Below are 13,891 nucleotides of genomic sequence, written 5' to 3' on the forward strand. Positions count from 1 at the left end.
GAGCGGTTCACCGCGACGCGGGGAACCTTACTTACGCGACATAGCGGGCAATCACGGCGGAGATCTGGTCCGGGCTCAACGATCCCATCTGCGTATCGATCAACGCCGCAAGCTGGTCGCTCGTCAGATGCGAGATGTCTGCCGTCGATATGCCGGAGATCCCCGAGGCACTGATGAGCGAGATGTCTTCGGCCGAGAATGTCGCAAGGCCCGCATCCGTCAGTGCGGAAATCTGTGCCGACGTCATCGCGTTGACCTGCAGCGGTGTGAGGGCCTCTGCCTGTGCCGTGGTGAGCGACGCGATGACCAGCGTGCTCAAGCTTGAGATCGCACCGGTGCTGAAGGCGGCAATCTCCTCGGTGGTGAAGCCGAGAATATCGTCGGCGCCGATGCCAGATGCCTGAAGCGCGCCCAGGGCCCCGACCTGATCGACCGACAATGCGGCGAGCTGATCGGTGCTCATGGCGACGATCTGGTTGTAGCCGAGGCCGGCCACCTGGCTGGTCGTCAGCGCGCCGATCTGGATCGTGGAAAGACCTGCGATGATGCTGACCGGCAGTCCCTTGACCGAAGTCGGGTTGAGAACGGCCAGTTCTTCGAGTGTGAACGTGCCGAAATCGTCTGCCGAAATCCCCCCAAGTCCGTTGGCGCTGAGGCCCGCAAGCTGTTCGGTCGAAAGCGCGTCGATCTGCTGCGAACTCATGGCGTCGATCTGCAGGCTTGTCAGGCCGCCGACGCTGCCGGCACTCAAGGATGCAATCTGATCGTTAGAAAGCGCGGCAATAAAGCCGGTCGAAAGGCCCTTGATTGCGGATGAGCTGATCGCTGCCAGATCCGCCGTCGAGAAGGTTTCGAAATCTTCCGACGAGAGCCCCATCAGCGCGCCGGAACTCAGCGCCGCAATCTGGCTCGTCGTGAACGCGTCGATCTGCTCGGTATTGAGAGCCGCGATCTGAACACTGCCGAGACCGGAAATGCCGCCGGCACCGATCGCTGCGATCTGTTCGACCGAAAGTGCTGCGATATAGTCTGTGCCGAGCGAGGCCATCTGCTTGGAGGTCAGGGCGCCGACCTGGTCGGTCGTCAGCGCTTCCAGGTGATCGACGCTGATGGCGTTGATCTGGCTGGTGGAGAGACCCGAGATCGCCGCCGGGCTCAAGGCCGCGATCTGCTCCGTCGTGAAGGCGCCGATCGTTGCCGTCGAAAGTCCGCCGACGCTGGCCGAGCTGATGGCCGCGAGTTGCTGGCTCGAGAGAACGGCGAGATCGCCGGTGTCGAGCGCTGCAATCTGCTTGGACGTGAAGACCGCGATCTGCGTGGTCGTCAAAGCTTCGATCTGCATCGAACTCAAGACGACGATCTGCGCCGTCGAAAGTCCTGCAATGCCGCCGGTACCGAGCACGGAGATCTGCTCGACCGAAAACGCCGACAGCATTGCTGTGGAAAGGCCAGGCATCGCCTTCGAACTGATCGCGGCAATGTCACTGGTCGAGAACGATTCGATATCGTCCTGGCCAAGCGCGGCAAGCTGTGTGGATGTGAGCATGCCCACCTGATCGGAGGTGAATGCCTCCACCTGATCGACCGTCAAGGCGGCAATCTGGGTCGCCGAGAGGCCTGATATCGCGCCTGTGTTGAGCGCCGCGATATCGTTCGGCGACAGCATCGCCAGATCGTCCGTGCCGAGCACCGCAAGCTGGCGGGACGTCATCACCGAGAACTGTGCAGTCGTCAGGGCTTCCACCTGCAACACGCTCAGGGCATTGATCTGGGCGGTCGACAGGCCTGCAATGCCGTCGGCGCTGAGAGCCGCGATCCGGTCGGTCGAAAGTGCCGCGATCATCGACGTCGACAGGCCGGGCACGGCTTTGGACGTGATGGCGGCGATGTCTGCAGTCGAGAATGTCTCGATGTCGTCAAGGCCGAAGGCTGCGATCTGGCCTGAGCTCAAGGTGGCGATCTGGCTGGATGTCAGTGCCTCCGACTGGCTCGTGCTGAGCGCTGCGATCTGGACCGTCGAAAAAGCGGCGATCACCGACGGGTTGAGCGCCGAAATGTGATCGGCCGAGATGGCAAGAATGTCGTCGGTGCCGAGCGCTGCCACCTGCCTCGATGTCAGAGCCGAAAGCTGGCCGGTGGTGAGTGCGCCGACTTGATCGGTGCTGAGGACATTGATCTGGGCCGTTGTCAGCCCGGCAATGCCGCCGGTGCCGAGTGCAGAGATCTGATCGGCGGAGAAGCCTGCAATCGTCGCTGTCGAGATCCCCTGCATGGCCGACGAACTGATCGCCGAAAGATCGCCAGTGCTGAATGTCGCCAGATCGTCCGTGCCAAGCGATGCGATCTGCGTCGAACTCAGCATGGCAACCTGAACGGACGTCAGAGCTTCGATCTGATCGCTGCTCATGCTGCTCATCTGGGCCGTTGTCAGCCCCGCGATGGCGGCCGTGTTGAGCGCTTCGATCTGATCGTGGGAGAAGGCAGCGATCCCGGATGTGCCGAGCGCCGAAATCTGCCGCGAGGTCAGGTTCTTGATTTGGCTCGTGGTCAGCGCAGACAGCTGATCCGTGCTCATCGCCCCGACCTGAGCCGTCGTCAGGCCGGCGATATTGGCGGTGCCTAGCGCTTCGATCTGGTCTGCCGAAAAGCCCGCGATGGTCGCGGTCGACAGACCCTGCATCGCAGCCGAGCTGATCGCTGCGATATCGGCCTCCGAGAAGGTCGAAAGATCGTCGGCGCCAAGCGCTGCAATCTGCGATGAACTGAAGGCGCCAACCTGGGTCGCCGTAAAGGCCTCGACCTGAGCGGTGCTAAGGACGCTGATCTGAGCGCTCGAAAGCCCCGTAACGCCGCTAGAACTCAGAGCGGCGATCTGGCCGGCCGAAAGGGCCGCGACATCTTCCGTATCCAGCGCTGCGATCTGCTTGGAGTTGAGAACGGCAATCTGGGACGATGACAGCGATCCGATCTGGTCGCTTGTCAGAGACTGGATCTGCTTCGTCGACAGCCCGGACAGTCCGGCTGCACTCAGCGCTGCGACCTGATCGGTGGTCAGTGCTGCGATCACGGCGGTCGAAAGCCCGACGATGAGGTCGGAGCCGATCGCTGCAATATCCTGCGTCGAGAATTTGCCGATATCGGCAGTGTCGAGCGCCGTCGCCTGCCGGGAATTGAGGGCCGCGACCTGCTTGCTTGTCAGCGCCTCGATCTGCGCCGAGTCCATGGCGTCGATCTGCCTGGTGCTGAGACCGGCTATGCCGGCTGTGCTGAGCGAATCGACCTGGTCGACCGACAGTGCCGCGATCATGTCGGTGGAGAGGCCGGCAATGGCGTCCGAGCCGATCGCGGCGATATCTGCGGTGGAGAATGTGGCGATGTCGTCGGTGCCGAGCGCTCCAAGCTGCTTAGAGCTGAGCGCGCCGACCTGCGAGGCCGTCATGGCTTCGACCTGCGCCGTGCTCAACGCACTCAGCTGGCCGGTCGAAAGCCCGGCGACACCCGCCGCGCTAAGCGCCGCGATCTGGGACGTCGTCAGCACGGTCACGTCGCTGGCGCCGAGAGCACCGACTTGCGCCGAGGTCAGTGTCGCGAGCTGCTTCGTGGTGAGGACCGAAACCTGGTCGGATGTCAGCGCATCCACCTGTTTCGTCGTCAGTCCGGAAATGCCGTTCGTGCTGAGCGCCGCGATGGCTGCGGTCGAAAGAGCAGCGATGACCGATGTTGAAAGCCCGGCAACCGCGCTGGAGCTGATCACGCCGAGGTTCTTGGCGGAAAACGCCTCGATATTGTTGGAGATGATCGCCACGATCTGCGACGAGCTCAGAACCGCAGCCTGGCGGGTGGACAGCGCTGCGATCTGATCCGAGGAGAGCGCGGCAATCTGGCTCGTGGTCAGGCCGACAACACCGGTGGAACTGAGTGCGTTCACCTGGCTCGAGGAAAGAGCGGCAATATCTGTAGTCTCAAGAACAGAGACCTGCAGCGAGGTCAGCGCCGACACCTGCTTCGTGGAAAGGATCGCGATCTGACCAGCGCTCAGGGCATCGACCTGCCGTGTCGTCATGCCGGAGATACCGGCTGTGCTGATCGCCACGATCTTCTCGCTCGACAGGCTGGCGATCGTTGACGTGGACAGACCCGAAATTGCGCCCGAACCGATCGCCGAAATCTCCTTGGTCGAGAATGTCGCGATGTCGTCGGTCCCGAGTGCAGCAAGCTGCGAGGATGTGAGTGCACCGATCTGATTGGAATTCAGCGCTTCGGCCTGATCAACCGACAGAACGGCGAGTTGTCTGGTGCTGAGACCCCCAACGCCGGAGGCGCTTAGGGCTGCGACCTGCATGGAAGATAGCCGTGCGATGTCGGCGGTATCAAGCGCTGCGACCTGCGTCGATGTCAGGGCCGCCATCTGCTTGGAGCCGAGCACCGTGATCTGTGCGGATGTGAGAGCCTCGACCTGATCGACGCCAAGCGCTGCCACTGCGGAGGCGCTCAGTGCGGCGACCTGCGCCGTGGAGAGAACCGCAATGTCGCTCGCGCCGAGCGCTGCGATCTGTGTCGGTTTCAGGGCGGCGATCTGCTGGGTGCTCAATGCTCCGATCTGGGATGTCGCAAAAGCTGCGATCTGGCCTGTACCAAGTGCCGCCAGGGCACCTGTCCCAAGCGCTGCGATCTGGCTTGCGGAGAGCGACGAGATCGCATCCTCCGACAGCCCGCCAACCGCGCTCGATCCGATTGCTGCAATATCGAGCGTCGAGAAGGTGGCGATGTGATCATCGTCGAACGCCGAGAGCTGTTTCGACGACAGGGCGCCGACCTGTGCCGACGTCAGGCTTTCGGCCTGCCGGGTCGACATTGCACCGATCTGGTCCGCGACCAAGCCCTTGATGGCACCTGTTGACAGTGCTGCCACCTGGTTCGTCGACAGTGTCGCGATACCGTCTTCCGTCAGCGCAGAAACCTGCTTGGAAGACAGTACCTTCACCTGAGCCGCCGAAAGCGTAGCCACCTGATCCGTCGACAGTGCCGCAATCTGCTGCGTGCCGAGGTTGGCAATCGCGCTCGTCCCGAGAGCGGCGATCTGCGCTGTCGTGAGTGCCGCAATGATATCGGTGCTGAGGCCGCCGATGCTCTTGTTGGTGAGCGTCGCGATTTCTGCGGCCGTAAACGTCGCGATTGCCTCGGGGGAAAGCGCTGAAAGCTGTTTCGAGGTCAGTGCCGCGATCTGCAGGGTGGATAGGATATCCGCCTGCTCGGCCGAAAGGCTGGCGATCTGGGTTGTCGAAAGCTTGGCGATCGCACCCGTGCCGAGAGCCGCGACCTGGCTGATGGAAAGTCCTGCGATCGCATCCGAACTGAGGCCGCCGATACCCTTGCTGCTGATCGCGGCGATTTCGGCGGTGGTAAAGGTCGCGACTGCCTCCGGCGACAGTGCGGCAAGCTGCTTCGAGCTCAGCGCCTTGATCTGGACCGAAGACAAGGCCTCGGCCTGTTCGACCGAAAGGGCGGCAATCTGGTCCGTGCCGAGGTTGGAAATGGCGGACGTGCTGAGCGAAGCGATCTGTCCGGTTGTCAGCGCGGCAATGTTCTCGACGGTCAGCCCCGCAATGCCACGATTGCTGATGGCAGCGATATCGTCGGTCGAGAAGGTGGCGATTGCCGAATCGCTGAAGGCTGCGATCTGCGACGAGGTCAGGGCCTTTACCTGGACCGAGGAGAGCGCTTCCGCTTGATCTTCGGAAAGTGCTGCAATCTGCACCGTCGAAAGCTTGGCAACGGTCGCGGTTCCGAGTGCAGCAATCTGCTGCGTGGAAAATTCGGCTATGGTCCCCGTGCTGATTGCGGTGATCTGCGTTGCGCTGAGCGCTGCGATCTGCGCTGTTGCCATGGCAGTGAACTGATCGACCGAGAGCGCTGCCACCTGCGTTGCCGAAAGCTTCGCAACCGTCCCCACGGTCAGGGCGGCAATCTGCTGTTCGGACAGGGCTGAGATCACGTCGGTTGTCAGACCGGAGACCGCCTTGCTGCTGATCGATGCGATGTCCGCCGTCGAAAACGTTTCGATCGCTTCTGCGCTCAGAACCGCGAGCTGGATCGAGGTCAGCGCTTTTACCTGGACCGAGGATAGCGCTTCGGCCTGGTCGATGGACAGAGCAGCAATCTGATCGGTGTTGAGACCGACGATCGCCCTTGTGTTGAGCGCCGCAACCTGATCCGTCGACAGCGCCGCGATATCGTTGCTGGTCAATGCGCCCATTTGCGACCCGCCGAGAGCGGCAATCTGGATTGTCTTCAGCGCTGCAAGGTGATCGGCGGAAAAGGCATCGATCTGGCTCGTGGCGAGATTGGAAATCGCCGCTGTGTTGAGCGCTGCAACCTGTTCTTCCGACAGTGCGGCGATCAGCGTCGATGTCAGGCCGCGCACACCTTTCGCGCTGATCGCAGCCATGTCGGCGGTCGAAAATGTTGCGATCTCGTCGGGTGTAAGGGCCGCGATTTGTTCCGAGGTGAGGGCGCCGACCTGGACGGAGGTCAGAGCCTCGGCCTGATCGTCCGAAAGGCTGCTGATCTGTGCGGTCGACAGTGAGGAAACCTGTCTCGTGCTCAGGCTGGCGATTTCGTTCCCGTTGAGAATGGACAACTGGTCCAGCGTCAGGCCGATGATCGCATTTTGCGAAATGGCATTGAGCTGCACCGTGTTCATCACGTCGACGTCTTCGACATCAAGGGCCGCAATCTGCGAGGACGACATCGCAGCGATCTGCTTGGTCGAAAGCGATGCGACATCTTCCGTGGTCCACGCAGCGACGCTTGCCGTTGAGAGGGACCTGACCTGAGAGGCACTCAGGGAGGAAATGGTCGAGGTCATACGCTATGATCCTTGATGCGGCATTTGATTTTAAAAATGGATTTTGAGCCTTTGAGACTGCCGAAAACCCGGACGCTCTCGATCGAGAACAGCCGGGTCAGGACAGTTCAGCCCTTGTTTTGTTTCCAGAAACGGTCGTCGTAGGGAATCGGCGCATATTCGTTCTGATATGCCAGCTTGGATGTGTAGCGCTTCCGGTAGGCATCGGCAGTTTCGAACTCGATCCCCTCGAGAACGAGCTCCGCGCCGACTTCGTAATAGATGTCGAGATTGCGAAGATCGGGCACCGGCGTCTCGCCACGCTCGGCCTCGCCCTGCATCTGCCAGTAGAGTTCTTCCAGCCGACGCGCCAGGCCGGGCATGTCCCGAAGCGCGCTCGTGTCGCGCTTGTCCCAGAGCGACGTTCTGATCGCGCGCAGGCTCTCGCGGTCATGCGCAAAGCCGATGGCGCGCGCGACATACTCCTCCGGTGTGGCGCAGATCATCTCCGGAATGCCGGCGGCGGCAACAATGCTGCCGCAGAACCGCGAGGCAAAGCCGTTGCCCGACACGGTGAGGATCGGAAGACCCATGGTGATGGCGTCCGATGCCGTCGAATGCGCGCCGTAGGGGAATGTATCGAGGAAGAGATCGGCACAGGCGATGCGGGCAAGGTGATTGGCGTTCGGCGCTTTCGGCGCGAAGATCAGCCGTTCTGCCGCGATGCCCTGCTTTTCTGCCAACTGACGCAGCCGCACATTGGCATCCTCGTCCCCCGCGAGCAGCCAGAGGACGCTGCCGGGCGTTGCAGACAGGATCTTCATCCAGCGATTGAAGCAGTCCGATGTGATCTTCTGCATGCCGTTGAAGCAGGCATAGACGAAGGCGCCGTCCGGCAGTCCGGCATCGATGCGGCTCGGCGTCGGGGCGATTACGCGCTTGCGGTCGATCGGCTGGTTGCAGGCGATCCGCAGCACCTTCTCGGTGTAGAAGATCTCGTTTTCCGGTGGCACGATGTGACCGTCGGCAATCATGTACTGGTGGAACGGGCTGCCGATCGATCCCGGATAGCCGCAGAAATTGACGATGACCGGTGCCGGACGGTAGGCGAAGATTTTCGCACGGGCCATTTTCGTATAGCCGTTGACGTCGATCAGGATATCGATCTCGTCGGCGCGGATGGTCTTCGCCGCTTCCGCATCGCCAAGTGCCGCAATATCGCGCCACTGGTCGGCGACCGCCTTGATGCGGTCTTGCGTGGCATCGTTGGTGCGGGCCTCGCCGCAATAGTAGGCGTAGATCTCGACGCTATCCTTGTCATGCAACTCGAGCACTTCACGCAATGCGAAACCGACGGCATGGTCGCGAAGGTCTGATGAGAGATAACCGATGCGCAGACGCTGCCCGGTTCCGGTCTTTTTCTTGGCCGCCTTGCGGGGGAAGGCGCTGAGGTCGAACGGCCCGCCGATAAGCTGCTTGCTGTAGCGATAGGCCTTGGCCAGCTGGAACATCGGATCGTCCGAATAGCACGACAGCGTCAGCGGCGACATCGCATCGAGAAGCTGGCGCGGCGTCACATGCGGCGATGTCGTAGTCAGAACCGGCCATTTGCACTGGCGCTGGCGAATCGAACTCCAGTGCTGGCCGGCCTCCGTCTTGTTTGGCTGCAGTTCGATCGCCTGCCACAGGATGGATTCCGCATCATCCAGCCGACCTGCGTTTTCGAGCACGCGGCCGGTATGCTGCATGGCCATCAGGCGGTTGTTGATGCGGTCAGGAATGACTTCGTCGGTCAGATCGATATAGGTGCGCCATTTCTCGAGCGCCTGGTTGATCAGCCCGGAATCTTCGAGGGTACGTCCCAGGTTGATATGGGCGGGACCAAATAGCGGTTCGAGCTTGTTGGCGGCCTGCAAGGCGAGAATGGCGCCCGCATTGTCACCCATCTGTCTCAGCGTCACGGAATAGTTGAAATAGGCGACATGCAGAAGCGGGTGGTTCTCGTTGAAGGCGGTCCACACCTTGTAGACCTCAACGGCCCGCGCCTGCTGACCGCTGGAATTGAGCGCTTCGGCCACCTGAAACAGATCGCCAAGCGAAAGTTGCTGGTTCTGCGCCTTCTCCAGAATGTTGTCGAAGGGCGAAGCCTGGGCAGTTGCAGGTGCGATATTGGCGTTCATGACCATCCCGTTCCAAGGCAGCGTTGCTGACGATTGACGCACTACACGCGTCTTATCCTTGTGATTATCGGGGGTAGCTTGCGTAGGGCTTGTTATCGCGGTCGCGAAACGGGGCGAGGGCAATCCAGGGGTGCAGTGGCTCGCGCGATGATGTCGCTCACCAGCGACAAGCTTATCCAGGGCCGCGGTCCAAAGAAGGATGGCCTAGTGCAGCATGTCTATGAATGCCAGATCGTTCTCGTCTCCGGCGCAATAGGCCAACAACAAACGTGAGTGATGCCATAGCCGTTTGTCTTGATAGGTACGCTTGAGTTTTTTATCCTCAGAGAGTTATCCCCGACGTTCAAGCTTAAGGGCTGAGATGTTTTGGTAAAATGACGATTGTCATTGTAGCCGGCGCCTTTTTGATTGAAACAAGCGGTGGCTAAGTGACTTTAGAAATTCAACAATTCCTTATATACTATGAGTACCACTGTTTTATTCCAAGCCGCGAAACTCTCAAGGCATCTTAGCGTTTAACCGAATAAAGTGTCGGCTGGAGCGCCAACAATTATACCTGTGCCCTTGTTAAGCCTCATTTAAGACTTCTCGGCTAAATAATTTAGGGCGCGAAAACAGCGTTCAAGTTTTCGCACAAGTGAGCGTGGGAAATCCGAGCTATGTTCTGGCTCGAATTGCATGATGCCTTTCCGACGCCGAGGTTCACGTGAGCCATGTCCCCTTTTGTTTCGCTGTATTTGCGCAAGGTCGGATTGCCGCCAGGTGTGTGGGTGTCTGACGGCAGATAGGCGTGACCTCTCGTTAACGACATCAAGGACACGTCCATGACCACGATCATCTCTTCCCTATCTAATACGCAGATTTCCAAACTATCGACGACCACGATCGCGGGGCTGACCTCGGAAGATGTCGATGCTTTGGGCAGTGCTCAAATCACATCCCTCAGCTCATTGCAGATTGCGGCCCTTTCGACCGACAGCCTGGCTCGATTCGATTCAGCGGATATGAGCGCTATCTCGGTAAAGGCACTCGGGGGCTTGACCCTGGCTCAGATCGAAATTCTCAGCTCTGCTCAGCTCGATGGCTTCTCCACCGCCCAGGTGGCAGGTCTTTACAGCAGCCAGGTTGCTGAGCTCTCAACTGCGCAGATCGGGTCTCTTGATAGCACGCAGATCGTTGCAATCAGCAAGAGTGCGATCGCTGGCCTGGATGTTGCCATGCTCAGCACAGGCACTGTCGCAGTTCTCAGCTCGACGCAGGTTGCAGCTCTGTCAGCCACCCAGTTCGGCGCCCTGTCTTCCGATCAGGTGACCGCACTGACCAGCACGCAGATCGCGGGTCTGAGCTCCGCCCAGATAGGAACCCTGGACTCCGCAGAAATTGCACTGTTCTCCACTGACGAAATTGCTGCCATCAGCGCCAAGGCTTTTGCAGGCCTCTCGACTGACGCAATCGCCGGTCTCACGACAGCCAATGCGGAAGCTCTGACCACGACACAGGTTGCAGGACTTTCTTCGACCCAGCTTGCCGCCTTGTCCTCGAGCCAGCTCGCGACCTTCTCCTCCGAAGAGATGGCTGCGATCAGCAAAAAGGCGATCGGTGGCTTGGATCTCACCAAGCTCAGCACGGCCAATTTCGCGGCTCTGAGCTCGACGCAGCTTGCAGCGCTGTCAGCCACCCAGTTCGGCACCCTGTCTTCCGATCAGGTGACGGCGCTGACCAGCACGCAGATCGCGGGTCTGAGCTCCGCCCAGATAGGAACCCTGGACTCCGCAGAAATTGCACTGTTCTCCACTGACGAAATTGCTGCCATCAGCGCCAAGGCTTTTGCAGGCCTCTCGACTGACGCAATCGCCGGTCTCACGACAGCCAATGCGGAAGCTCTGACCACGACACAGGTTGCAGGACTTTCTTCGACCCAGCTTGCCGCCTTGTCCTCGAGCCAGCTCGCGACCTTCTCCTCCGAAGAGATGGCTGCGATCAGCAAAAAGGCGATCGGTGGCTTGGATCTCACCAAGCTCAGCACGGCCAATGTCGCGGCTCTGAGCTCGACGCAGCTTGCAGCGCTGTCAGCCACCCAGTTCGGCACCCTGTCTTCCGATCAGGTGACGGCGCTGACCAGCACGCAGATCGCGGGTCTGAGCTCCGCCCAGATAGGAACCCTGGACTCCGCAGAAATTGCACTGTTCTCCACAGACGAAATTGCTGCCATCAGCGCCAAGGCTTTTGCAGGCCTCTCGACTGACGCAATCGCCGGTCTCACGACAGCCAATGCGGAAGCTCTGACCACGACACAGGTTGCAGGACTTTCTTCGACCCAGCTTGCCGCCTTGTCCTCGAGCCAGCTCGCGACCTTCTCCTCCGAAGAGATGGCTGCGATCAGCAAAAAGGCGATCGGTGGCTTGGATCTCACCAAGCTCAGCACGGCCAATTTCGCGGCTCTGAGCTCGACGCAGCTTGCAGCGCTGTCAGCCACCCAGTTCGGCACCCTGTCTTCCGATCAGGTGACGGCGCTGACCAGCACGCAGATCGCGGGTCTGAGCTCCGCCCAGATAGGAACCCTGGACTCCGCAGAAATTGCACTGTTCTCCACTGACGAAATTGCTGCCATCAGCGCCAAGGCTTTTGCAGGCCTCTCGACTGACGCAATCGCCGGTCTCACGACAGCCAATGCGGAAGCTCTGACCACGACACAGGTTGCAGGACTTTCTTCGACCCAGCTTGCCGCCTTGTCCTCGAGCCAGCTCGCGACCTTCTCCTCCGAAGAGATGGCTGCGATCAGCAAAAAGGCGATCGGTGGCTTGGATCTCACCAAGCTCAGCACGGCCAATTTCGCGGCTCTGAGCTCGACGCAGCTTGCAGCGCTGTCAGCCACCCAGTTCGGCACCCTGTCTTCCGATCAGGTGACGGCGCTGACCAGCACGCAGATCGCGGGTCTGAGCTCCGCCCAGATAGGAACCCTGGACTCCGCAGAAATTGCACTGTTCTCCACTGACGAAATTGCTGCCATCAGCGCCAAGGCTTTTGCAGGCCTCTCGACTGACGCAATCGCCGGTCTCACGACAGCCAATGCGGAAGCTCTGACCACGACACAGGTTGCAGGACTTTCTTCGACCCAGCTTGCCGCCTTGTCCTCGAGCCAGCTCGCGACCTTCTCCTCCGAAGAGATGGCTGCGATCAGCAAAAAGGCGATCGGTGGCTTGGATCTCACCAAGCTCAGCACGGCCAATGTCGCGGCTCTGAGCTCGACGCAGCTTGCAGCGCTGTCAGCCACCCAGTTCGGCACCCTGTCTTCCGATCAGGTGACGGCGCTGACCAGCACGCAGATCGCGGGTCTGAGCTCCGCCCAGATAGGAACCCTGGACTCCGCAGAGCTCGGATTGTTCTCTACCGACGAGATCTCTGCTATTGGCGTGAAGGCGGTCGCCGGCTTCTCCACGGACGCACTCGCCGGACTCGCCAGCGGCCACATGGCTGCTTTGTCTTCAGCGCAGCTTCAGGCATTGAACACTGCGCAGGTTGAGGCCGTTGTTGCGGCGTACAAAAACTACTGATTGCGACTAACGGGAAGATCACAGACTCTATGGTCTTCCCAACAGCGCTCAATTCAAAGCTGCGGCGCGGTTTTTAACCGCGCCGCAGCAGTTAGACACATAGTTGCCGCTGACTATTCCCTACGGATTAACGAAAAACGCTCCGAGCGCGCCTTTCCCCTGCAGGGCGTTGATATAGGCGTCCCCCGTGTCCAGGGCCTCGCGGATCGTCACGTCCATGTCGAGGTAGCGATAGGTGCCGAGCCTGCCGACGAATGTCACGTTCTGCTGCGTCTGGGCCAGCTCGACATAGCGCTCGAGCAGGGCCTTTTCGTCGGCCATGCGGATCGGATAGTAGGGGATGTCGCTTGGTCCGCAGGCGCGCGAATATTCCCGGTAGCAGATGCTCTTCTCATGGGTTTCCCAAGGCGAGAAATGCTTGTGCTCTGTAATCCGGGTATAGGGAATGTCGAGATCGCCGTAGTTCATCACGGCGCAGCCCTGGTAGTCGCCGTTGTAGCTGAAGCGATCGAAATCCAGCGTCCGATAGCCTAGCCGACCCAGTTCGAAGTCGAAGTAACCGTCAAGCGGTCCCGAATAGAAGACATGGTCGAATGACGCGGCATCTGGCCGGGTGAAACGGGTCCCGAGCCTGACGTCGATGCGCTCGTGATTGAGGATGCGTTCGACCATTTCCGTATAGCCGTTCTCAGGCATGCCCTGAAAACGATGGAAAAAGTAGTTGTCGTCATAGTTGAAACGGACGGGCAGACGCTTCAAAATGCTGGCCGGCAGCTGGCTCGGCTCGCAGCCCCATTGCTTGACTGTGTAGCCCTTCAGGAACGCTTCGTAGAGATCACGGCCGACGAATTTCAAAGCCTGTTCCTCGAACGTCTTCGGCTCACCGATGGACGTATCGGCCAGCGACGCGATGAACTCTCTTGCCTCGTCGGGTCGCAGCGTCTTGCCGAAGAACTGGTTGATCGTGTGCAGGTTGATCGGCAGCAGGAACACGCGCCCGCCACTGGTCGTCTTCACGCGGTTGACATAGGGCATGAAGGTCTGGAACCGGTTGACATAATCCCAGACCGGCTCATCGTCGGTATGAAAGATGTGCGGTCCGTAGACATGCACCATCACGCCCGTATCGCTGTCACGCTCGGTAAAACAGTTGCCGGCGATGTGGGCGCGCTCGTCGAGAACGACAGCGGAATGACCGGCCTCCGCAAGTTTCCTGGCGATGACGGCGCCCGACAATCCGGCTCCGACCAGCAATATGCGCTTATTCGACATCGATCTCTCCCAGTGGCATTCAGCATGTCGGCCCACGA

4 protein-coding genes are annotated in these 13,891 nt (G+C 60.1%); 1 reads left to right on the top strand and 3 read right to left on the bottom strand.

Annotated features, from left to right (window positions below):
• Positions 1 to 31 precede the first annotated feature (31 nt).
• Both ACQY1K_RS02470 and ACQY1K_RS02475 read right to left on the bottom strand, forming a co-directional pair.
• The gene (locus ACQY1K_RS02470; protein ID WP_430258221.1) at positions 32 to 6,868 is read right to left on the bottom strand and encodes a beta strand repeat-containing protein; all 6,837 of its coding nucleotides are present in this window, start codon (positions 6,866 to 6,868) and stop codon (positions 32 to 34) included.
• A gap of 107 nt (positions 6,869 to 6,975) precedes the next feature.
• A complete protein-coding gene (locus ACQY1K_RS02475; protein ID WP_184654074.1) occupies positions 6,976 to 9,027 on the bottom strand; it encodes a glycosyl transferase in 2,052 nt (683 codons plus the stop codon).
• An 824-nt stretch (positions 9,028 to 9,851) separates the two neighbouring features.
• On the opposite strand from ACQY1K_RS02475, the gene ACQY1K_RS02480 reads away from it, so the two are divergent.
• Positions 9,852 to 12,581 carry a beta strand repeat-containing protein gene (locus ACQY1K_RS02480; RefSeq protein ID WP_430258222.1) on the top strand — a complete coding sequence of 910 codons (2,730 nt, stop codon included), beginning with the start codon at positions 9,852 to 9,854 and terminating at the stop codon, positions 12,579 to 12,581.
• 120 nt (positions 12,582 to 12,701) lie between these two features.
• On the opposite strand, the gene glf is transcribed toward ACQY1K_RS02480, so the two are convergent.
• The gene (gene glf / locus ACQY1K_RS02485; RefSeq protein ID WP_430258223.1) at positions 12,702 to 13,853 is read right to left on the bottom strand and encodes a UDP-galactopyranose mutase; all 1,152 of its coding nucleotides are present in this window, start codon (positions 13,851 to 13,853) and stop codon (positions 12,702 to 12,704) included.
• Positions 13,854 to 13,891: the final 38 nt, after the last annotated feature.

The sequence above is a fragment of the Neorhizobium sp. IRS_2294 genome (assembly GCF_050500145.1).
GTDB lineage: Bacteria > Pseudomonadota > Alphaproteobacteria > Rhizobiales > Rhizobiaceae > Neorhizobium > Neorhizobium soli.

Bases quoted from the DNA above. Each gene is read 5' to 3' on its own strand.
- glf (WP_430258223.1), bottom strand. From the start codon at position 13,853: ATGTCGAATAAGCGCATATTGCTGGTCGGAGCCGGATTGTCGGGCGCC.
- ACQY1K_RS02480 (WP_430258222.1), top strand. From the start codon at position 9,852: ATGACCACGATCATCTCTTCCCTATCTAATACGCAGATTTCCAAACTA.
- ACQY1K_RS02470 (WP_430258221.1), bottom strand. From the start codon at position 6,868: ATGACCTCGACCATTTCCTCCCTGAGTGCCTCTCAGGTCAGGTCCCTC.
- ACQY1K_RS02475 (WP_184654074.1), bottom strand. From the start codon at position 9,027: ATGAACGCCAATATCGCACCTGCAACTGCCCAGGCTTCGCCCTTCGAC.